A 21,003-nucleotide genomic window follows, 5' to 3' on the forward strand; every position below is an offset into this window, starting at 1 on the left:
CATCGGCAACACTACCGGCTACCGCTACTACCAGCTCAATATCACCGCCGGCAACGGCGGCTCGCTGGGGATCTCCGAACTGGGACTGTGGTCCGACACCGGCCGCACGCTCCAAGACGGGACCTACCGCATCGTAAATAAGAAGAGCAATAAGGTTCTCGACGTTTACAACGGCGGCGTCGCCGATGGCACGAATGTCGATCAGTGGGGCTGGAACGGCGGCAACAACCAGAAGTGGACCGTCACCTATTTGGGCAACGGCCAGTATCAGGCCATGGGTGTTGGCAGCGGCAAGTTGCTCGAAGTTGCGGGCGCCTCCACCGCCAATGGTGCAAACGTCCAAATCTATACGTCGAACAATAACAACTGCCAGAAGTGGACCATCACACCGGCAGGCGACGGAAACTACAAGTTCCTGAACGTGAACAGCGGCAAGGCGGTTGATGTGAGCGGCGGCAGCACCGCCGACGGCGCCAATGTCCTCCAATGGCCCTACAGCGGCGCTGATAACCAGCTGTGGCGGATATCCATTGCTCCTTAGATAAAGCAAGCACCTCACGCCGGTCATTTCCCTGTCTGGCGTGAGGAAAACTTCCGATGAACCAATCATGGCTCAAGTTCTCCCTAGCCGGGGCTGCCACGGCCTTCGCCGGTTTGGTAATATCGGCTTGGAGTCCGTATCGTGCGACCTCGCAAGTTAGACAAAGAAAACCAGCAGGGCAGGTCCGATCCCAGATAGCTTCATCATTTAACACGTCTTCGTCAGGCTCTCAAAATTCCCCCTCGTTGTCGGAGGCTGATGATTTCGAGCAATCCATCGCACGGCTGCGAAACCTGCAAAAACCGAACCAGCAGGATCAGGCCCTGGCGTTGTTGATTGAAAAATGGGTGACGGCCGATCCATTGCAGGCTGCCAGCTATGCGCAGGCACAGCCAGAAGCCGCGTATCGCGAAAAACTGCTGCGATCTGTTCTGCAAGCCTGGGCCATTCGCGATTCCAATGCGTCGCTGTCATGGTCCGAGCATCTTATCGATCCGGTGGACCGCCAGAACGCGGCCTCTTGGATTTGTATGAAACTGGCGGAACGATCTCCACCGCAGGCAATTCAGACCGCCATTCATTACCATCTCGACAGAAGTACGAATGGCTTGCTGGAGAATATGACGGCCCAATGGGCGGAACGCGATCCATCCAAAGCTTACAACTGGGCTAGACAGCAAGCTCCCGGAGATCTTCGCGACGCCTTGATGGAGCGCGTGATGTTTGTCTGGTCGCAAACCAATCCCGCCGCCGCTGCCGGTATTGTGGTCAGTGAAATGGAGCCGGGGCCTGAACAAAATGAGGCGGCCATGTCCGTGCTGCACCAGTGGGCATTGAAGGATTTCAATGGTGCGGCGAGTTGGGTTCAAGCCTTTCCCGAAGGGGCCTTGCGCGACCGCGCGATGGCGGAATTGGAGGGAATCAAAAAGCTGCCGCGCATCGGCGATGTTGTTCAAACAGGCCGAGGCGCCGAGGGAAGCGTGGACGACTTCCGAAAGTAGAAGAAGGCTTCAGCGGCCATAGACCGCCGAGTTGAGCGTTTACAACGACTCCGGCTGGCCAAGGAGGCTGGCAACTCGGGTGAGAAGTTTGCCGGCGGCACCGCCGTCGATCACGCGGTGGTCGAAGCTGAGGGTGAGCTCGGCTTCGGTCACAGGGATGAAGTCCTCGATCTCGTCGTCCCATTTCGGCGCTTTGCGGCCGGCTCCGAGTCCGATTAAAAGTGATTGCTCTGGAAGTGGAATGGGAGTCGCCCAGGCGAGTCCGAAGGTGCCGAAGTTGGTGACGGTGGCGGCGGAGTTTTCAAAGGTGTCGGGGGGCAGGCGGCGGCTGCGGCCCAGCTCCACGAGGCGGGTGTATTCGGCAACGAGTTCGCTGAGCGGGATTTTGTCCACGTTGCGGATCACCGGGACGAGCACGCCGTCCTCGGCTTCGACGGCAAATCCGATGTCGATCGAGTTGGGATGAATGATATTGGACCCGACCAGGCGTCCGGCGGCGAGGGAATCTTCCCCGAGGGCGATGGCGAGCGCGCGGATGACATAGAGGGTGGGGCCGGGCTTGGGGTTGCTGATTTTGCGGTGGGCGAGGAGCGGGTCGAGCGTGACGTAAAGCCCGACGGTGGCGAGGGGGCGGGTCCAACTGCGGCGCATGGCATCGGCGACGGCGATGCGCATCCGTGAGGCGGGCGTGGTGTGGTTTTTGGCGAGGCCGACGAGATATTTTTCGAGGTCATCAACGGTCACGCGGCCACCGCTGCCGCTGCCGGGAATGCCGGAAAGGTCGGACGCGCGCAGGCCGAGTTCGAGCATCCGAGCCTTGAGCCGGGGTGAAATGAAACTCGCGCCTTGGGTCTTGGCGGGAACGGGAAGTCCACGAACGGTCGGGGCGACTTTGGCGTCCTCTTTGATGGGAGTTGCAGTGGAATTGAGCGTGCTGGAGGCGGGTTTAGTTTCAACCTCGGGCTCAGGTGCGGGAGTGGCGGAGGAACCATGGCGGGCGGCATCCTCAGCGGAGACTTCCAGGCTGCCAAGCGTAGCTCCGACGGGGTAGCTGTGGCCGACTTCGGCGTTGAGCGCGGCAATTTTACCAACGCACGGGACGGTGACGGACATGACGGCCTTGTTGGTTTCGACGTCGAGGATTTCTTCCTCGGAGCCGACGCTCGAACCGACTTGCGTGCGAATGTTAACAACGGTGGCCTCGGCGATGGATTCGCCAAGCTGCGGCATGATGATGGGAATGAAGGGCATGGTGGGAAAAAGCTACATTCTGAGAAGATTGCGCAGGGCGTTGACGATGGCGGGGGCGGTCGGACGGTGCGCAGCCCAGAGATTGGGATGGTAGGGGATCGGGGTGTCGCGTGCGTTAAGGCGTTGCGGCGGGGCATCGAGCAGCTCGAAACCCTCGGTTACGACGCGGGCGATGACTTCGGCGGTGACGCCGCCCCAAGGGAAGGCTTCGCCGACAGCGAGGAGGCGTCCGGTGCGAGCGACGGAAGCGAGAATCGTATCGGTGTCGATGGGTTTCACCGTGCGAAGATCGACGACTTCGATCTGGTAGGCGTCGAGGGCGAGTTCCTCTGCGGCGGCAAGCGCCTCGTGGAGCATGGCGCTGTAAGTGACGATGGTGGCGTCGCGACCGGGGCGGGCGATGCGGGCTTTGCCAGCGGGGAGGGCGTCGGTCGGAAGCGCGTCGGCTTTCAGATGATAGTAGAGGTATTTATGTTCGCAAAAAACCACCGGGTCATCGATGGCGACGGCTTCCAAAAGCATGGAATAGGCGTCCTCGACCGTGGCGGGCGTCATGACGATCAGTCCCGGATAATGCGCGTAAAGAGCCTCCATGCATTGGCTGTGAAACGGGCCGGACCCTAGATTGCCGCCACTTGGGAGTCGCACAGTAATGGGGCAGGGGACTTCGGTGCGCCAGTAGAGGGTGGCGGCGTGATTGACGATTTGATTGAAGCCGACCGACGAAAAATCGGCGAACTGCATTTCCACAATCGGGCGCATTCCCTCGATGGCAGCGCCGATGGCCGAGCCGACGATGGCGTCCTCGGAGATGGGTGCATCGAGCACGCGACCGGGAAATTCCTTGGAGAGATTCTTGGTGGCCTTGAACGCGCCGCCAAATTCGCCCACATCCTGACCGTAAATGTAAACGCGTGGATCGTCGGCGAGCGCTTTGGCTTGGGCTTCGCGGATGGCTTCGAGATAGGTAATACTCATACTGGCAAAGTCTTCAACGGCAGCCAGTTAAGCCAGATGGCCATCGACTAGGTGACGACTGGAAAGGGCGCACCAATCTTCGGTGCCGGCGTCGGGAACAGGTTCTTTCTGGGCCGTGGAAACGGCGTCGTCGATTTCATTCATCACAGCGTTGCGCAGGGTGGCGAGGTCGCTCTGGGCCAGCCAGCCTTTGGCCAAAATCATTTCCTCGGCAGCGCGCAGGCAGTCCACGGCGAAGGGTTTATGGCGAATAATCGGGTCCACGTAGGAAGCGTCGTCGTGCTCGGCGTGACCTGCCAGACGCAGGATGGTGCCGACGATAAGTTGAGGTCCGCCGCCCGCTCGGGCTGCCGCGACAGCCTTGCCAATGGTGGCGAGGCAATCCGTCAAGCTGGTGCCATCGACCGAGTGACCGGCAAAGCCGTAGCCGATGGCGCGGTCCACCAGATCGGCGCAGGCAAACTGGCGTGAACTGGGCGTGGAGTAGGCGTATTGGTTGTTCGCCGCGAGGACGATGAGGGGCAGTTTCTCGACCGCCGCCATGTTCATCGCCTCGTGAAAGGAACCGGTGGACATGCCTCCGTCGCCGATGCAAGTCGCGCCAACGAAATCAGAGTCGCCTTGAAAACGTTTCGCCATTAAGCCCCCGGCGATTGCCGAAACCATGCAGCCCAAATGGGAAATCATCGCGTAATAACCTTCCCGCGGACGACCCCGGTGGATGTTACCATCGCGGCCGCGCATTGGGCCAAGGCGAGAACCGAGATAGGTCTGCATCGACTCGATCAACGGCTCGCCAAAGGCCAGCCGTCCCGCCTGATCGCGAATGAGCGGGGCGAAGATGTCGCTGCCTTTTCTCAGGTTTACGCCGAGCGCCGCGCTGAGAGCTTCCTGACCGCGGCCCAGATAGACGCCGCCGACGATTTTCCCAGCTTTCCAGAGGGCGCTCAGGCGGTCCTCGGACAACCGCGCCAGCAGCATCCAGCGGTAGGTGGCCAGAAAAAGATCGCGCTGATTGTCAGCCTGGTCGTCACCTGAGTCGTCACTTTGGGCGGGAGAAATCACAGATTGAGGGCGGGTAGCCATTTGCGCCAAGGTTAAGCGATGACTCACGAGGTCTGCAACGGTTTGTTGCGCCACTTTCTATTTTAGAACTCCATGCGCACACCGCCGTAATAAGCGCGGCCGAGACTCGGGTAACCGAAGACCTCGGCGTGCTCCTCGTCGAGCAGGTTTTCAACGCGGCCAGTGAGGTGGAAATAACGGCAAACCTCGTAGTCCGCGGCGACGCGCAGGGTGGTGTAATCCTCGATGTCAAAATTAGCCGCGCCAAAGCTCAATTCCTCGCGCCCCGAGACAGATTCGAGTTCCAGTCGAGTCTGCAAACGCTCAAACCAGCGGTAGCTGATCGCGCCGCTGAAATGATTCCGAGGTCGCCGCGCGAGCCGGGCTCCATTCGGTTGCTGGATGTCTTCGCTGGAGGTTTTTTCCGTCTCCAGCCAGGTGTAATTGATCGAAAAATCGAGGTTCTTGATGGGCGTCCAGCGAAGGAACGACTCGATCCCATGCGTGGTGGCTGAGCCGAGATTAAAGGTATTAAAATCGCCGTCGAAGCCCACGAGATTGGACGCGTCGTTGTGGAAAAAAGTCGCGCCGACGGACATTTTTTTGCCCATCAACGGCTGCTCGAAGCCCGCGTCCCAGCCAAACGTCTCATTGGGATCGAGGTTGAAATTGTTCCCGTAGATTTTGTCCTGACTCGTCGCGGGGCTGAAGCCGGTCGCGACGCTGGAATGCAGAATCGTGCCGGTCTTTGGCGTCACATAATTTGCCGCCACACGCCACGTTCCGATGTCGCCTGACTGTGAAAAATGATCGAACCGCCCGCTCGCCACGACAGTGAGATCGTGAATCGGATGTAACTCGAATTGCAAAAACGCGGCGTGGTTTTCGGTGTTGTCGGTGATGAATTTATCGCCAAACGCGATGAACGGCTGCTCCTGCTCGAGTTCCACACGACTGTAAAAATAACCGCTGACGATTTGCAGCCAGTCGGCGGCTTCGATCACGTTTTGATAATCCACCTGCCAGCGTTTGAACAACGCGCGCGTCGGCCCGACGAAACCGTCGTCACTCGGATCGCTTACCTGCCGCTCGCGATCGACCCCGACCGAGAGTGTGTGATGCCACCAGGACGTGGCGTCCCATTCGACTTTGGGCGCAATCAGCCAGCGCTCCGTCAGTAAATTATCAAGCGGCTTGGGGTTGAAAATACTTCCCGGATTTCCTGTGTCCGCCAGCGAATAGAGAACGAGCGTGGAAAAGCGAAACGTGTCGGTCGGCTGCCAGCCGATCCGGGCAGTGCCCGAGGTGTAACGATACTGGCTGTTGGGCCGGTCGTTGTCGGTGTCGAGATGGGAAATGGCTGCGAAATAATCCACCGTTCCAGCCGATCCACTGGTGGTCGCCGCCTCGCGAAAGGTGCCGAAGCTGCCCGCCTCCAGACTGAGCGAGCCCGTGGGTTTTCCGTTGCCGGTTTTCGTGATGATATTCACCACGCCGCCGCCCGCCCGTGGTCCGTAGAGACTGCTCTGCGGGCCGCGCACGACCTCGATGCGGTCGATGTTTTCCGTGGATAAATCGGCGAAATTAAAAAGCCCAGCGAGACCTTGGTTCACAGGCAATCCATCGATCATTACCTGAGTCGCCTCACTGGTGAGTCCGCGAGTAAAAACCGATGTGAGCTGCCCCGGTGCGCCGGTTTGCACGACATCCAGGCCCGGCACGTTGCGCAAGGCGTCGGCGACATGAGTGATCTGGCGATCCTGCAATTCCTGGGCGGTGATGACAGTGACGGACGCCGGACTGCGCTCGACCGTGGACTCTAGGCGCGTGCCGGTGACGATCAATTCGTCGAGGGTGCTGGTTTCCTGCGCCCACGCGGTGGACGCGACGATGCTAATGGCTGCAATGCAGCCGCGAATGAATACGGACATTTTCTTTTTAACTCCTGGTTTTGATTTAAGAGAAATCAGGAGCGCGAGCCATCGCAGCGGAAACGAGTTCCATTGAAATGAAAACGACTGGTCTGAAGTCTCATTGCTTCTTTTTTGCGAAGAAGGTTGGGCATCGCGCCACACACATGGCGCGATGAATGAGGTGAACCTGGCGAATGTTCTGACTTCTGGCTTCTGGGCGGAGTTGCATGGCACTCAGCCCGACCTTTTTCCCGCCTTCACCCGTTGGTTTTTGTGAAAACCTCCAGATTGGCAAAATGGGAAATCGTATCCAGTAACAGCAGCGCGACTGTTCCCGATTTTCACGGGATTTCTCGCTTCGGCTCACATTAATTTGCTCGCAAAGAACTGGAGGTAAATTGGAGATCCATCCCGAAGGCGGCAAGCCAAAAGTGGGGCAAACATTTTTTCATTGTGCCAGCGCGGCTTCTGTCAGATTGGAAAGGTATGACCGTGGAAGCAGAACTCAAAAAGATCGCGAAAGGCGCCACGCCCGTGCGCCTGAGTTCGGCGCTGGCGATGCAGAACCTGCACGAGGCCGGGGGGCTGGTGCTGCGCGGAGTCTTCCTGAATTCGACTATGGCCGTGGTGAAAATCCTCTCCGGCGTGCTTGGCAGTTCCTACGCCTTGATTGCCGACGGCATCGAATCGCTTCTCGACGTGGCGGGTTCGGTCGTTACCTGGCGCGGTGTGCGGCTCGCTGCGACTCCGCCCGACGTGGGGCATCCCTACGGCCATGGCAAGGCGGAACCACTGGCGGCGATTTTGATTTCCGTGTTCGTTTTCTTCGCGGCCATCCTCATTGCACTGCTCAGTATTCGGGAAATGTTCGTCCGGCAACACACGCCGCCGGCGGCCTGGACTTTGATCGTGCTCATCGTCGTTATTCTAGTGAAGGAAATCATCTTCCAAGTCATGTCGCATCGCGGCAAGAAACTCGGCAGCAGCGCGCTCATTGCCGACGCCTTTCATCATCGCAGTGACGCCATCACGTCCATCGCAGCTTTCATAGGTATCTCTGTCGCCTTGATCGCCGGTCCCGGCTATGAAAACGCCGATGACTGGGCCGCGCTTTTTGCCTCGGGTTTCATCGGCTACACAGCGATCCAGCGCATGCGTCCGGCCATCAATGAAATCATGGATTCCGCGCCCGATCCCGAGATCGAAGCTGGTGCGCGCGAAGCCGCCGAAAGCGTCCCTGGTGTCATCGGTCTCGACGAATCCCGCATGCGCAAGATGGGCCTGGAATATTTCATGGATCTCCACCTGATCGTCGATGGAAACATTAGCGTCCACGAGGGGCACCGCATCGCGCACGAGGTAAAAGACGCGATCCGCCATCGCAACGGCCTCATCACCGATGTTCTCGTCCATGTCGAGCCACGGAAGACGGCGGCGAGATCCAGCTAGTACTCGACGGCGAGTGGTTGTAAATGCAGTGGGAAGCCGCCAGCCAAAAAATTATTCACATCTGGCCGCAGAGATTCAGCGTAATCTCACACATGAAACTCCTACTCATCATGTCGTTCCTTGCCTTCTTTACCAACGCGCATGCCCTCGATGTCGGCGCCGCCGCTCCCTTGGTGAGTGCCGTCGATGAAAATGGCGCCACCGTCAAGTTCGAGGACTACTACAAAAAGGGGCCGACTTTGGTTTATTTCTACCCCAAAGCCGACACGCCTGGCTGCACGAAACAAGCCTGTAGTCTGCGAGATTCATTTGAAAGTTTGCAAGGACGCGGGTTGCAAATCCTTGGCGTGAGCGAGGACAAAGTGGAGTCGCAAAAGGCGTTCAAAGAGAAATATCATCTGCCTTTTTTGCTGATCGCCGATCACGATGGCGCGGTGGCCAAGGCTTTCGGAGTGCCCACGATGTTAGGACTAGCCAAGCGCCAGTCGTTTCTGATCAGCGGTGGAAAAGTTGTCTGGAACGACCTTAATGTTTCCCCGTCCGATCATGTGGCGAAGGTGCAAGCTGCGATGGAGAACTTGAAGTAAACCGCAATAGCTAGGAGCGGACTAACATTCCTATCATCCCGGCTCAGGTTTCCTGATAACCGGGCGCGAAGAAAAAACGATAGATGCCGCCGCCGAGCAGACCGCCAAGCAGCGGTGCCACGATGTAAACCGTCAGCCAGCCGTGGCCATTTGCGGTGAATGGAATGGAACCCCAGCCTGCGACGGCCGAGAACAGCCTCGGACCCAAGTCGCGCGCCGGATTCATGCAGGCCATAGTGAGCGGCCCGATCAAGGAAATCAGCAAGGTGACCGTAAGTCCAATGGTGGCGGGTGTGAGCGTTTGCGGACGCGTCTTGTTGCGTTCGTCGGTCGCGCAGAAAATCACCAGCAGCAGGATCGCCGTTGCGATGACCTCCGCGAAAAAGGCTGCGGGCATGGACATCTTCAAACGCGCCGCTGCATCGAGCGCCTTGCCGCCTGGGTTAGGGAAATATTCGCCGTAAACCATCGCCGTCGCCTCGCTCCCAGCCTGGCCTCGAATGATGTCGTGAGTCGTTTCATAGACCCGCAGGCTGTCGCCGAAAATGCCATAGAGCACGGCGCAGGCGGCGAACGCACCCAGCATTTGCATCAGCCAGTACGGCAAAATGCGCCGTTTCGGAAACGTGGACCACACGGCCATGCTCAGCGTCACCGCCGGATTCAGGTGAGCCCCGCTCAGCGCGCCTGTGAGATAAATCGCCGTCGCAATGCCCAAGCCCCAGACGATCGCGATCTGGAAAACACCGACCTGCGCTCCCATGAGCACGGCGGCGTGAACGCTGCCGCAGCCGAAAAAAACCAGCAGGAACGTCCCGAAAAATTCCCCGACCATCCAGTCCCACGGCGCGGTGCGGCGGGATGAAACGGCCTTCGAGGTGGCGGTAATGCCCTCGACAATGTTGTCCATGTTTTGTGATTGCGACATAAGTGTGTGACTTGGTTGGGGTTACTTGTGGGTGCGGAGAATTTGGGCCGACTCGGGGTCTTTCAGGAGCATCTCGCACATCATGCGCTTGGCCTTGTTGCTGCGGAGAACCTTCTCGCAGAGGTCTTGGTAATCCTTCTCCGTCCAAGGGCGTGCGTGCGCCTCGTCGGTAAATTTCTTCGTCACCTCCTTCTGCCCGCTGGTGGTGTCGGCTTGCGCGTGGAGGCAGACCAGGCTGAGGCTGGCGAGGAGGAGAAGTCGTTTTTTCATGTGGACGCGATTGTCATCACAACGCCGCCACCACCGCAAGCTTGCATAAAAACTCCGTGCGCCTTCGCACAAAAGACGGCTGATTTTCGAGTTCCATTCGTATCAGGAATGTCCCTGAGCCACCCGCATGATTGAAATCCCCCTGACTCCCGCCGACGATGACCGTCCACCGCCTCGTTTGACGAAACTAGCCGAGCTTTTGCAGGACGGCGTCGGCGTCCGCTCCTTCGTTCTCACCGGGCTTTTTCTGCTCGCCGTTCTCTACACCCTCTACTTCGCGAAGGAATTTCTCCTCCCCATCTTCCTGGCCATGATGTTCACCTTTCTGCTCGTGCCGGTTGTGCGTTTCTTGAAGCAGCGCCTGCACCTCCCGGAACATATCGGAGCGGCGATCGTCATGCTCGGGCTCGTCGGCATCCTCGCTGGTGCCGTCGTTTTCGTGAGCGATCCCGCCAGCGAATGGCTGCAAACTCTTCCCTCGAAAATGCCCGAGCTGGAAACCCGCCTGCGCCTGCTGAAAAAGCCCATCGCTAAAGTCACCGCCGCCAGCGCCGAAGTCGAGAAACTCGCCACCGTCACCGATCCCGCCGGCGTGAAAACCCAGATCATCCAGGCACCGCAGAAATCGCCCGTCGCCGTGATCATGAGCCAGACGCCCGCCTTCGTGGCGAACCTCTTCGTTATGCTCATCCTGCTCTATTTCCTCCTTGCTTCGGGCAACTCCTTCCTTCGCAAACTCGTCACCATGACGCCCAAACTCCGCGACAAAGTCCGCGCCGTGGAAATCTCGCGCGACATCGAGGAAAAAATCTCCAAATACCTGCGCGTCACCTTCACCATTAACGCCTGCCTCGGCCTCGCCGTCGGCACCGCGTCCTACTTCGTCGGCCTGCAAAACTACATCCTCTGGGGCTCCCTCGCGTTTCTCTTCAACTTCGTGCCCTACGTCGGCGCGCTCGTCGGCATCGTCTCCATCCTCCTAGTCGGCCTGCTCACTTTCCCGACCACCAGCCACGCCTTTGTCATGCCCGGCATCTACCTCGCCATCGCCGTGCTGGAGGGAAACTTCATCACCCCGATGATCATGGGCCGCTTCATGACCCTAAACCCGGTCGCCATCTTCATCTCATTGATGTTCTGGGGCTGGATCTGGGGCATTCCCGGAGCACTGCTCGCCGTCCCGATGCTGGCCATCGTGAAAATCCTCTGCGACTACATCGAACCCCTCGAACCCATCGGCGAGTTTTTGGGGAGTTAGGGCGTTATCTAACTCGACTCGGTGGTTTTTTCGATCCAGTAAAGTTAAGGCTGACAGCGGGCAGGGTGGCAGGCTAAATCCTGTCCATGAGCACTCTGGCTGACGAATTTTGCGCGTGGGTTTTGCATCCCTCCCGGACCAATGATGAATTATACACCGCTGAGCTGATCCTTGAGTGGGGCCGGGTGGTCTGGGGCTGGAAGCACAAGAATCCTGAGGTGACGGACTGGGAGTTGGACAGGAAAAAGAGAAGCGCGCGTCGGCTCAATCCGGCTTACCGCCCGAAGATTGATCGTGATCTGCTAGATAAAACAATCGAGGTCTGGGGCGAAATCAAAAGATTTGCAACGAGTTACAGCGACGACCGTGTAGTGAGAAATCTCTCAGCTCTGCATTTTTTCCCACATCTCGAGGAAGTGGAAATCCGTGACTGCGAGGTTGAGGATTTTTCGGTGCTGCGGGAGCTGCAAGCGCTCAAAAAATATTGTGTGACCGAGCCTCATCTGAACGGGGGGCATCACTTCCAGAGCTTGGAGGATCTGGCGGTTTTGCCCACGCTCGAGTCTCTCTCGCTTTCACTCTCCGGACGAATCTCCTTGTATTGGGTGATGTGGGGCCGCTCAACCGCGTGGAGGCGGCAAACTTAAACGCAGATTTTCATTTTAAAACACCGCTGCGCTCGTTGCGCGATGTACCCGAGATGCCGCTCTTGCGGCGATTAGTGATCGAGCCGGTGGCGACGCTGGATGGGTTGGAACGTTATCCGAAGCTAGTGAATCTGGAAGTGGATGGATTTTACCGGGATTTGACGCCGCTGGCCGCGCTGCCGGAAGTGACGTCGCTGAAATTGAATGGGAATCTCTTTACCGATCTGGCCCCGGTCTGCCGCATGGGGGGGCTGCGCAAGCTGGAGATGGAACGGGAGCATCCGCTCGACATCTCGGTGCTGGCCGAGGCGCCGGAGTTACGCGAGGTGCTCATGCCCCGCTGCCCGATCATGGCCACCGAGCTGACAGCGCTCCAGGCGGCGCTCGTGCCCTGGAGTATGGATTTCACGATTGATCCGCCACGCGCGCTGGAGCCGCTGCGTTTTGTGGTTTACAGCCGTCAGGACGAGGAGATGAAGCGGGTGCGGGAGGCCAAACAGTTGAAGTCCAACGAGGAGTACCATCGACGTGTGGCCACGGAGGATGCCGCGCTTCGGGCAGCCGAGGGAAAGTGGTTTGAGGAAGAAATTTACCAGCGCTTGAACCGGCTGCTCGGCCCAGGATGGGGCATCCCGAATGGAAACCATGTGCCGGTGCGCCGGTATGCTGACGTAATGCGTTTCCGCGAGATCGTGCAGGTCTTGCGCGAGATCAGCGCAATGTGCCGGAAGCCGGCAAATTATCTGCTCATCATCGAGCCGCATGGCGACATGAGCGAGGACATGGACCGCATGCGCCTTCGCAATGGCGAGGAAACGGCGGATTGGCTGCTCAAGCCCTTCGATGCCGCGCAGGAGAAGGAAGAATGGGAAAATTTCCGCAAAGGCCGTCTGGAACAACGGGAGTTTTTGGAGCGAGAGCACCGGATGCGCCTGCAACAGCAAGGCGGCATGGAGATTAACCCGGCGGAGTTTGCGCACAAGGAGGAGGCGATTCCTAAGGAGAAAATCGCCGCGGGAGATGTGCCTGATGGGGTCGAGGACGACGAAGATTTCCAAGAGTCGGAGGGAGATTGGAATGATGACGGAGGGCTGATGCTTCCGCCGCCGGACGATGAGACGAGCGAGATGGCCCAGGATCTGGGTTTCTACGCGGTGCTTCTGGAAAACACGCTTCTAGTGGCCTCAAGCCACGATGAAAGAGAAAATGCCACCTATTTCATGGGCGAGGAGCCCCTCGAATGGAGTGATCTGCCGGAGCCGCCAGAGGAGCGCCCACTGCCAGTTTTCTAGGTGAACTTGTCGGGCGTGGCTCTGGAGTTTAAGCGCGGCGTTCCTGGATGGCTCGCAGAATGTCGGCGATGACTTCGTTGCGGGGTTTCGCGCCGAGGTTGCCTTTGCCGTGGACTCGGAGGCTGATCTGTTGATTCTCCAAATCGCGTCCACCGAGGACGAGCATGGTGTGAACTTTCATTTGCTCGGCGGCGGCGATCTTGGCTTTGATCGGGTCGTTACTGGAATCGAGTTTGGCTCGGACGCCCGCTGAGCGGAGTTCCATTTGAATCTGCGTGGCGTATTCGAGGAGTGGAGGTTCGTTTCCAATCGGCAGGACGCGGACTTGCTCGGGGGCCAGCCAAATCGGGAAATTGCCCGCATAGTGTTCGATGAGGAAGCCGATGAAACGTTCGTGCGTGCCAAGCGGCGCACGGTGGATGCAAAGCGGCGTGGCCTCGGTGTTGTCGCGGGTTTTGTAAGTGAGACCGAAGCGGGCCGGGACGGCGAAATCGACCTGGTTGGTGGCCAACGTAAATTCTTTGCCGATGATGCTCCAGATTTGGATGTCGATCTTCGGGCCGTAGAAGGCGGCTTCGTTGGGGACTTCGACGAACGGTGCGCCGCTGGCGACTAACACGTCGCGGACCATTTTTTCGGTCTTGAGCCAGAGGTCGCTTTGATCGACGTATTTTTTTCCTAACTCCGCCGGGTCGTGGGTGGAGAAGCGGAATTGGTAGCGGTCGATGCCGAAGATGCCGAAGTATTTGAGATACATTTTATTCACCGCGTCGAACTCGGCGGCGAATTGTTCCTCGGTGCAATAGATGTGGGCGTCGTTCATCTGCATGGCCCTGACCCGCATGAGGCCGAAGAGTTCGCCCGATTGCTCGTAACGATAGCAGGTGCCGTATTCGGCGAGGCGCAGGGGGAGATCGCGATAGGAACGCGGCACCGCGCCGAAGAGTTTGTGGTGGTGCGGGCAGTTCATGGCCTTGAGGTAGTAAATGTCCGCCAAGCTCTTGAGTTCGGCCACGATTTCAATTTGACGATTCTCCAGCGTCGTCACTCTTTTGTTGTCCTTTATGAATTGAGGACTTGGATTAAAGCTCGGATCAAACTCATCCACCGTTCCGATGGCTCCGCGAAGTTCCGCAGCCTCCTCTTCCGCGCGGCTGAGCTCTAGCTTCAACTCGTCGTATTTCTTACGATCACTAGCTTCGACCAGCTCAATCGCTGGAAACATCGACCCCGCGTAGTAAGGCAAATGCCCGCTGGTTAGATACATGTTCTCACGCGCCAGATGCGGGGTTCTAACACGGTCATAGCCACCTGCGAATTCCGTCTCTTTCGCTAGTTTTTCTAACTCCTCTATCAAGACGGTGCCGTTCGGCAGCCAGAGCGGGAGGCCGGGGCCGACGTCGTCGTCGAAGGTGAAAAGTTGCATCTCTTTTCCCAGCTTCCGGTGTTCGCGTTTCTTCGCTTCCTCCAACATCGCGAAATATTCGTCGAGGGCGGTTTTGTTTTTGAAGGCGGTGCCGTAGATGCGCTGGAGTTGGGGATTGTTTTCGTCGCCTTTGTAGTAGGCGCTGGCGACTTGGGTGAGCTTAAACGCCCCGATGTTGCCGGTGCGCATGACGTGCGGTCCGGCGCAGAGGTCGATGAAGTCGCCATTCTTATAGAGCGAAATTTCCTCATCGGCGGGAATGTTCTCGATGATGTCCAACTTGAAAACACTCGCCTCGCCTCGCTCTGATAACGCTGAAAGTCGTCCCTTTTTTGCTAGATCGAGCGCTTCGTCGCGGCTGACGACTACTTTCTCGAACGTCTGGTTTTCCTTCGTGATCCGCTTCATCTCAGCCTCGATTTTTTCAAAGTCGTCGGGCGTGATGCGGTGTTCGAGTTGAACGTCGTAGTAGAAGCCGTTCTCAACGGGCGGACCGGCGGCGAACTGCGCCTCGGGCCAGTATTTCAGAATGGCGGTCGCCAGCACATGCGCTGCGGAATGGCGGAGCCGTTCCAGATCGGACATTTGGTGGCGTTGCTCGAGGGTTTTGCGTTCGTCGGACATGGGGTGGAGATTTTAGCGTGAAAAGAGAAAGGTGAAAGGTGAAATGTGAGGCTTGCCGACGAGAAACCGCCCTCCAGGACGCTCACGAAGGGCGGAAGCCGCCGGGTGCGGGGTCCAGAAGTCTCTTTACGGGCAGACCGGGCCAGCGTGCAAACTTTTGGAGCGTCGTAAGGGGCGGACGGCGGCGACTTCCGTCCTTTGCGAGCGTCTTGGAGGACGGACGGAGCGTCGTGCGGATTTTGGGAGAGTCTTGGAAGGCAGAAGCCAGCGCCATCCGGGGTAAAAGAGCGTCCTGACGGGCGGAAGGGAACGGCTTCCGCTGCTTTGAAGAGCCGAAAAGACCGACTTCTCGGAGAAGTCCGTGCTTTGGAAAGCTCAAAAGTGCATCCGACCGGGGGAGAGGACGATTATGGGAGCCCTCGAGATGACCTTCTTCGGGAGGTGGCTGTTTATAGACAGCCCAAAGCGTGTCCTCTCCGGTGGGTGGCTCTTCTTGGTCGGGCTTCGAGGCGTCGCCCCCGGGACGCGGCACTTTCTGAGTGTGCTCCGACTCGCCGCACCGGGGAGGGGGCTCGTTATGGAAGAGAAAAAGACCGCCTTTCACGCCTCAGCCGCTTTCATCGAGTGCAAAAAGCCGATTTTCCGCACTTCGGGCCAGAGCGCGGCCACGGCGAAGACGACCAGGATGGTGCCCAGGCCGCCGCCGACCACCGATGCGACCGGACCAAACCACGCGGCGGTCATGCCGGACTCAAACGCCCCGATTTCGTTTGAGGAGCCGATGAAGACGTTGTTCACCGCCGACACCCGACCGCGCATGGTGTCGGGCGTGAGGATTTGCACCAGGCTGTGGCGCACCACCACGCTCACGGTGTCGAATGCGCCCGTGAGAAAGAGCATCGCCAGCGACAGCCAAAAGTTGTGCGAGAATCCGAAAACCACCGTTGCGAGTCCGAAGCCGATCACGGCCATTAGCATGGAAGTCCCCGGTTTCCGCATCGGCGGCAGAAAGGCAATTGTGGCCGCCATAAGGATCGCGCCCACACCCGGCGCTGCCCGCAGCCAGCCGAGTCCGATGGGGCCGCAATGTAAAATATCCCGCGCAAAGACGGGCAGCAGCACGGTCGCGCCGCCGAGAAGGACGGCAAAGAGGTCGAGCGTGATCGTCGCGAGCACAATGCGATTTTGGAAAACGAAGCGCACGCCGCTGAAAAGTTCGCTGAGTCCACTGCCGCTCGGTCGGGTCGTTTTCACCGCCTCCATGCGCGGCTGGATGAAAAAGAGCGTGGCGAAGAAGACGAGCGACGAGACGACATCGATCAGGTAGATCGGAGTGTAACCCAGCCGCGCGATGAGTAGTCCGCAAAGCGACGGACCGACGACACTGCCGAGCTGAAACAGGCTGCTGCTCCAGGTGATGGCGTTGCTGACCTCGGGCGGGTCCACGAGATTGGGCACGAGCGCGCTGCGGGCGGTCCAGCCAAAGGTTCTGGCACACGATCCAATGAAGAGCAGCGCATACATCCAGCCGATGGCGGATTGCGTGATGGAGACCCAGGCGAGGCCGAGCGAGGAGAGCGCGGTGAAAATCTGCGCGACCATGATGATTTTCCGCCGGGAAACCCGGTCCGTGAGGTGACCCGAGGGGAGTGCGAGTGCGATCAGCGGCACGCCGGCGGCGAGACCCACGTAGCCGAGCATCGCTGCGGAGTGCGTGCGCTGGTAGATTTCCCAGCCGACCACGACATCGACCATCTGGCGTCCGATGATGGAGGCAAAGTTCCCGATGGCAAACAGCCGGAAGGACGGATGGCGCAAGGCGGCAAATGGATCGTGCCGGATGGATTCGGAAGTGCCGGTGGAGTTCAATGGAAGTCGGATGTGGCCATGAACCGGGAGGGAGGACAGTTTTCCACAAGCCGTGCGTCAGAGCAAACGGGTGCCGCCCTGACTGCGCACGGCATTTGCTTAAAGAGAGTGGCCCCCCTTTCTTCGCATGACTGTCTCCAAACGCTCCATTTACACGCTGCCGATTCTCATTTTTGTCTTCGGCGCGGTGAGTTCCATCGGGTTGCTGCTCTGGATGATACGGCTGCAGGAAGAAAGAATCACCCGAGATTTTGCCCGCGTGTCTGGCGATCGCTCGGTGGCGGTGATGCAGCGGTTGCAGCAGGATTTGGGCATCCCGGAAAACATCCGCCAGCTCTACGACTCAAGCGATTTCGTGGATGAAAATGAGTTCCGAAATTTCGTGACACCGCTCCTCCAGAAACGGTCGGAACTCGACTGCGTCGCCTGGGCCCCGCGGGTCGTGGGGGCCGACGGGCAGGTGCGCCATATTGCCAATTATCTGGAGTCTCAAAAAGACGGCACGCTCGGGGGCGGGATGACCCTGGAGGAGCTGCCGGGGATGAGGGACGCGATTCAGGCGGCCGTGCAAACCGGGAGTGCCAGTTGGATCAATCTTCCCTCGGAGTCGCAGCAGCCGGGCACCCGGGCCGACTGGCTGGTGGTGCTGCCAGTAAAGTCTCATCAGTCCAATTCCGAGCACAGGAAGACGGAGGAAGGCGTCCTGCTGGCCCGGATCGATCTGCATCGGTTGATGTTTGAGGCTTTCGACAGTCTGGAAAAGGTGGGCCTCGACGCGGAGATTTACGACGGGAAAGTCGCCGAGTCGCACGTGCTTGCGAAGTGGTTTAGCCTCACCCGGACCGAGCCCTACGATCCGCAGAAGGAGCGGGACGCGGCGCATTATGCGTTTACCCGGACAGCGGACTTGGGGTCGAGTGAATGGACGATTTATTGCCGTCCAGCGCCGCATTTCATGGAGCATTACCAATGGTGGGAGCAGGGGTTTATCTTTGCCGGCTGCCTGCTGCTGAGCGTGCTGGTGGCGATGTATCTGCTGCGCCAGCGTCTCGCGGCCCACGAGTTGCGGCGCCAGCACGATATTACGAGCCTTCTGGAAAACGTGGCGGTGGCTGCCAACGAAGCGGCGACCGACCAGGAACTGCTCGCCAAATCGCTCCAGGTGATCTGTGCCTATCTCGACTGGCCGTTTGGCCATGTCTGCGTGCCCGATCTCGCGGATGCGAACGTGCTGGTGTCGAGCGGCGTTTTTAGCATCACCGACGAGGAGCGTTTCCAAGGGATGCGGCATGAGACGGAGAAGATGAGATTTTCCAAAGGCATGGGATTGCCAGGCCGGGTGATGGAATCGCGGGAGGTGCTCTTCGTGGAAGACTTGCGGGAGTTTGAGGGTTTCCTGCGCAAAGAAGCGGCTGAGGGCAGCGGCCTGCTTTCTGCGTTTGCCTTCCCTGTGATCGTGCGGGATCGCGTGGTGGCGGTGGTGGAATTTTTTCATCTCGACGTCAGCCAGCCGTTCCCCGACTGGCGGCAACTGCTCCTGAGCATTAGCCGGCAGATGGGGCTGGCGATGGAGCGCAGGCTGGCTGCGGAGGATTTGATGGAGAAGACGGCGGTGCTGGAGAATGCCGCCGATGGCATCGCCTATGTGGATGTGTCGGGTGTGTATATGACGGTGAACAAGGCGTATGCCCGCATGTGCGGCGTCGCGGCGAATGAATTGATCGGCACGAACCGGCGCAGCCATATCTATCGTGAGGACGTGGATATATTTACGGCGGCTTATCTGGAGATGATCATGGACGGGCGTTCCGAGGCGGAGGGACGTTTCCTGCGTCCGGACGGGTCGATTTTTTATCAGGAGCTGACGATGATCCGCGACTTGGATCGCGCGGGCAATCTCCGGGGTTGCTACTTGTTTTCCCGCGACATTACCCAGCGCGAGGAGCATCAAAAAGCGCTGAGAGAGAGCGAGGAACGCTTCATGGCCTTTATGGCGAACAACCCGGCGAGCGCCTCGATCAAGGACGAGGAGAGTCGGCTGGTTTACATTAATCCGGCGAGTCTGCGGAATTTCGGCCTGACTCAAAATGCCATCGGCAAGCCGCCCGAGGAGCTGACCAATCCAGAGGCCGCGAAGATCATTCGCGAAAGCGACCAGAAGCTCCTCGCCTCGAACAAGCCGTTGATGCAAGTCGAAGTCATCCCGGACCGAACCGGGAAAATCCGCCACTGGCTGGTCTATAAATTTCCGATGAAAGGCCGCGATAACCAGCGTCTGATCGGGGTGCTTTGCCTCGATATGACGGATCGTATGGAGGCCGAGGCGGCGATGATCGAGGCGCGCGACGAGGCGCTGGAGTCGGCGCGGCTAAAGTCGCAATTTCTCGCCAACATGAGCCACGAGATTCGCACGCCGATGAATGGCCTCATCGGAATGCTCGGACTGCTGGCGAAGACGGAGTTGCAGGCGAATCAGTCCGAACTGCTGCGCACGGCGATGACGGCGTCGGATTCACTGCTGCGCCTGCTAAACGACATTCTGGATTTCTCGAAGATCGACGCGGGTAAAATGGAACTCGACCCCGTCGTTTTCGACCCGCGCCAGTGCCTGCGCCACTCGGTGAGAATCCTCGAGGCCAACGCTCACAAGAAAGGACTGGAACTCACCTGCGAGGTGGCGCCCGAGGTCCCCGAGCATCTTCTCGGCGACTCCGGGCGGCTGGCGCAAATCGTGGTTAACCTGGTGAACAACGGCATTAAATTCACCCACGAAGGCGCAGTCTCGGTCCGCCTGTTTCTCCACGAACGCCGGGGCAACGAAGTCCTTCTCCATGGCGTCGTCCGCGACACCGGCATCGGAGTTTCGGAAAGTCATCGCGAGCTGATTTTCCAGCCGTTCCGCCAGTCCGACAGCTCGACTGCTCGCCAGTACGGCGGCACTGGGCTGGGGCTCGCGATTTGCTCGCAACTCGTCGATCTCATGGGCGGCCGCATCTGGATCGAAGCCCCGGCTGGCGGCGGCAGCGAGTTCCATTTCACTGTGCTGATGGCCGAATCCGCAGAGCCCGCGCCTGCCATGCTCGCCGGCCAGCCCGTGGCGTCGCTCGCGCGGCATTCGCTGCGAATCCTCCTCGCCGAGGACAACGAGATCAACCAGCAGCTCGCCATTTCGCTCCTGCAGGAGCGCGGACACCATGTCATCCTCGCGCGCAACGGATTTGAAGCCGTGGAGCTTTTCGAGAAATCACGTTTCGACCTCATCCTCATGGACGTGCAAATGCCCGGTAAGGACGGCTACCAGGCGACGCTCGACATTCGCAGCCATCCGAGGGGAAAAACCATCCCAATCTATGCGGTCACGGCCCACGCCATGCCCGAGGATCGCAGGCGCTGCCTCGAAGTGGGCATGAACGATTACCTCACCAAACCGATCCGCGTGGACCAGTTTGCCCAGCTCGTGGAGGCGAAAGTCGAGCGCAACGAAACGCTCGCCCAACAACCGACGGCGACTCGAATCATCAAGACCCGGCGCATCGCTCCGCCCGCAGTCGGCTGCAAACAATTCGACCTCGGCGCTCTCCGCCAGATGGTGAACAACAACGACGCGCTCATCCTTCAACTCGCCTCCACTTTTACCCGCCAGGCCGCCGAGGATCGGAGTCAAATGCAGTCCGCTTTGCTGGATCGGAACGGCACGCAGCTCGAACATTCTGCGCATCGTTTGAAGGGATCTGCCCTGAGTTTTTCCGCCGCACCGTTGGCCGCAATCGCGCAAACCCTGGAGACCTCGGGCCGCAATGACGACTTCCAAAGCGCGAGCGCCGTCTGGGAAAAGTTTGAGTCGGCTTACACCGCATTGGTGTCGGAACTCGATGCATTAAATTGATAGTCACAATTTTTGCGG

At 58.9% G+C, this 21,003-nt stretch carries 16 protein-coding genes and 1 riboswitch; of the genes, 8 read left to right on the forward strand and 8 right to left on the reverse strand.

Annotation, left to right across the window (positions count from 1 at the left end):
* A partial coding sequence (locus tag ABIT76_14145; protein ID MEO7934291.1) for an RICIN domain-containing protein occupies window positions 1-541 on the forward strand: 541 nt, incomplete at its 5' end.
* A gap of 245 nt (window positions 542-786) precedes the next feature.
* Window positions 787-1,542 (forward strand): hypothetical protein, encoded by a 756-nt coding sequence (locus ABIT76_14150; protein MEO7934292.1) that lies wholly within the window; start codon window positions 787-789, stop codon window positions 1,540-1,542.
* Window positions 1,543-1,581: 39 nt separating this feature from the next.
* Here the strand turns inward: ABIT76_14150 and ABIT76_14155 are convergent, their stop codons facing one another.
* The 4 genes from ABIT76_14155 to ABIT76_14170 form a co-directional block, all read right to left on the reverse strand.
* Complete coding sequence (locus ABIT76_14155) at window positions 1,582-2,793, reverse strand: 2-oxo acid dehydrogenase subunit E2 (GenBank protein MEO7934293.1); 1,212 nt, start codon at window positions 2,791-2,793, stop codon at window positions 1,582-1,584.
* 12 nt (window positions 2,794-2,805) lie between these two features.
* Window positions 2,806-3,771 carry a transketolase C-terminal domain-containing protein gene (locus ABIT76_14160; protein ID MEO7934294.1) on the reverse strand — a complete coding sequence of 322 codons (966 nt, stop codon included), beginning with the start codon at window positions 3,769-3,771 and terminating at the stop codon, window positions 2,806-2,808.
* 27 nt (window positions 3,772-3,798) lie between these two features.
* Window positions 3,799-4,857 carry a thiamine pyrophosphate-dependent enzyme gene (locus ABIT76_14165; GenBank protein ID MEO7934295.1) on the reverse strand — a complete coding sequence of 353 codons (1,059 nt, stop codon included), beginning with the start codon at window positions 4,855-4,857 and terminating at the stop codon, window positions 3,799-3,801.
* Between the two features lie 62 nt (window positions 4,858-4,919).
* Complete coding sequence (locus tag ABIT76_14170) at window positions 4,920-6,767, reverse strand: TonB-dependent receptor (protein ID MEO7934296.1); 1,848 nt, start codon at window positions 6,765-6,767, stop codon at window positions 4,920-4,922.
* Between the two features lie 153 nt (window positions 6,768-6,920).
* Window positions 6,921-7,149: riboswitch (cobalamin riboswitch) on the reverse strand.
* Between the two features lie 86 nt (window positions 7,150-7,235).
* Between ABIT76_14170 and ABIT76_14175 the strand changes: the two genes are divergently transcribed.
* Together ABIT76_14175 and ABIT76_14180 are read left to right on the forward strand one after the other, a co-directional pair.
* Window positions 7,236-8,198, forward strand: coding sequence for a cation diffusion facilitator family transporter (locus ABIT76_14175; GenBank protein ID MEO7934297.1), 963 nt, complete (start codon window positions 7,236-7,238; stop codon window positions 8,196-8,198).
* A gap of 92 nt (window positions 8,199-8,290) precedes the next feature.
* A complete protein-coding gene (locus tag ABIT76_14180; GenBank protein ID MEO7934298.1) occupies window positions 8,291-8,785 on the forward strand; it encodes a peroxiredoxin in 495 nt (164 codons plus the stop codon).
* 43 nt (window positions 8,786-8,828) lie between these two features.
* Here the strand turns inward: ABIT76_14180 and ABIT76_14185 are convergent, their stop codons facing one another.
* The gene (locus ABIT76_14185) at window positions 8,829-9,713 is read right to left on the reverse strand and encodes an MIP/aquaporin family protein (GenBank protein ID MEO7934299.1); all 885 of its coding nucleotides are present in this window, start codon (window positions 9,711-9,713) and stop codon (window positions 8,829-8,831) included.
* 21 nt (window positions 9,714-9,734) lie between these two features.
* Window positions 9,735-9,983, reverse strand: a complete 249-nt coding sequence (locus ABIT76_14190; protein MEO7934300.1) for a hypothetical protein — start codon at window positions 9,981-9,983, stop codon at window positions 9,735-9,737.
* A 127-nt stretch (window positions 9,984-10,110) separates the two neighbouring features.
* Here ABIT76_14190 and ABIT76_14195 point away from each other — a divergent pair, with 127 nt between their 5' ends.
* From ABIT76_14195 to ABIT76_14205, 3 genes are all read left to right on the forward strand, one after another.
* Window positions 10,111-11,241 carry an AI-2E family transporter gene (locus tag ABIT76_14195; GenBank protein ID MEO7934301.1) on the forward strand — a complete coding sequence of 377 codons (1,131 nt, stop codon included), beginning with the start codon at window positions 10,111-10,113 and terminating at the stop codon, window positions 11,239-11,241.
* Window positions 11,242-11,327: 86 nt separating this feature from the next.
* The gene (locus ABIT76_14200; protein ID MEO7934302.1) at window positions 11,328-11,888 is read left to right on the forward strand and encodes a hypothetical protein; all 561 of its coding nucleotides are present in this window, start codon (window positions 11,328-11,330) and stop codon (window positions 11,886-11,888) included.
* Window positions 11,852-13,180 carry a hypothetical protein gene (locus ABIT76_14205; protein MEO7934303.1) on the forward strand — a complete coding sequence of 443 codons (1,329 nt, stop codon included), beginning with the start codon at window positions 11,852-11,854 and terminating at the stop codon, window positions 13,178-13,180. The genes ABIT76_14200 and ABIT76_14205 overlap by 37 nt, the downstream gene beginning before the upstream one ends.
* A gap of 28 nt (window positions 13,181-13,208) precedes the next feature.
* Here the strand turns inward: ABIT76_14205 and ABIT76_14210 are convergent, their stop codons facing one another.
* Both ABIT76_14210 and ABIT76_14215 read right to left on the reverse strand, forming a co-directional pair.
* Window positions 13,209-15,230, reverse strand: coding sequence for a threonine--tRNA ligase (locus tag ABIT76_14210; GenBank protein MEO7934304.1), 2,022 nt, complete (start codon window positions 15,228-15,230; stop codon window positions 13,209-13,211).
* Between the two features lie 600 nt (window positions 15,231-15,830).
* Window positions 15,831-17,099, reverse strand: a complete 1,269-nt coding sequence (locus ABIT76_14215; GenBank protein MEO7934305.1) for an MFS transporter — start codon at window positions 17,097-17,099, stop codon at window positions 15,831-15,833.
* Window positions 17,100-17,226: 127 nt separating this feature from the next.
* On the opposite strand from ABIT76_14215, the gene ABIT76_14220 reads away from it, so the two are divergent.
* The gene (locus ABIT76_14220; protein MEO7934306.1) at window positions 17,227-20,985 is read left to right on the forward strand and encodes a PAS domain-containing protein; all 3,759 of its coding nucleotides are present in this window, start codon (window positions 17,227-17,229) and stop codon (window positions 20,983-20,985) included.
* Window positions 20,986-21,003: the final 18 nt, after the last annotated feature.

The organism is Chthoniobacterales bacterium (genome assembly GCA_039930045.1).
GTDB lineage: Bacteria > Verrucomicrobiota > Verrucomicrobiia > Chthoniobacterales > DASVRZ01 > DASVRZ01.

Excerpts from the sequence above, each read along its gene's own strand:
- ABIT76_14155 (MEO7934293.1), bottom strand. The coding sequence starts at position 2,793 with ATGCCCTTCATTCCCATCATCATGCCGCAGCTTGGCGAATCCATCGCC.
- ABIT76_14160 (MEO7934294.1), bottom strand. The coding sequence starts at position 3,771 with ATGAGTATTACCTATCTCGAAGCCATCCGCGAAGCCCAAGCCAAAGCG.
- ABIT76_14165 (MEO7934295.1), bottom strand. The coding sequence starts at position 4,857 with ATGGCTACCCGCCCTCAATCTGTGATTTCTCCCGCCCAAAGTGACGAC.
- ABIT76_14170 (MEO7934296.1), bottom strand. The coding sequence starts at position 6,767 with ATGTCCGTATTCATTCGCGGCTGCATTGCAGCCATTAGCATCGTCGCG.
- ABIT76_14175 (MEO7934297.1), top strand. The coding sequence starts at position 7,236 with ATGACCGTGGAAGCAGAACTCAAAAAGATCGCGAAAGGCGCCACGCCC.
- ABIT76_14180 (MEO7934298.1), top strand. The coding sequence starts at position 8,291 with ATGAAACTCCTACTCATCATGTCGTTCCTTGCCTTCTTTACCAACGCG.
- ABIT76_14185 (MEO7934299.1), bottom strand. The coding sequence starts at position 9,713 with ATGTCGCAATCACAAAACATGGACAACATTGTCGAGGGCATTACCGCC.
- ABIT76_14190 (MEO7934300.1), bottom strand. The coding sequence starts at position 9,983 with ATGAAAAAACGACTTCTCCTCCTCGCCAGCCTCAGCCTGGTCTGCCTC.
- ABIT76_14195 (MEO7934301.1), top strand. The coding sequence starts at position 10,111 with ATGATTGAAATCCCCCTGACTCCCGCCGACGATGACCGTCCACCGCCT.
- ABIT76_14200 (MEO7934302.1), top strand. The coding sequence starts at position 11,328 with ATGAGCACTCTGGCTGACGAATTTTGCGCGTGGGTTTTGCATCCCTCC.
- ABIT76_14210 (MEO7934304.1), bottom strand. The coding sequence starts at position 15,230 with ATGTCCGACGAACGCAAAACCCTCGAGCAACGCCACCAAATGTCCGAT.
- ABIT76_14220 (MEO7934306.1), top strand. The coding sequence starts at position 17,227 with ATGACTGTCTCCAAACGCTCCATTTACACGCTGCCGATTCTCATTTTT.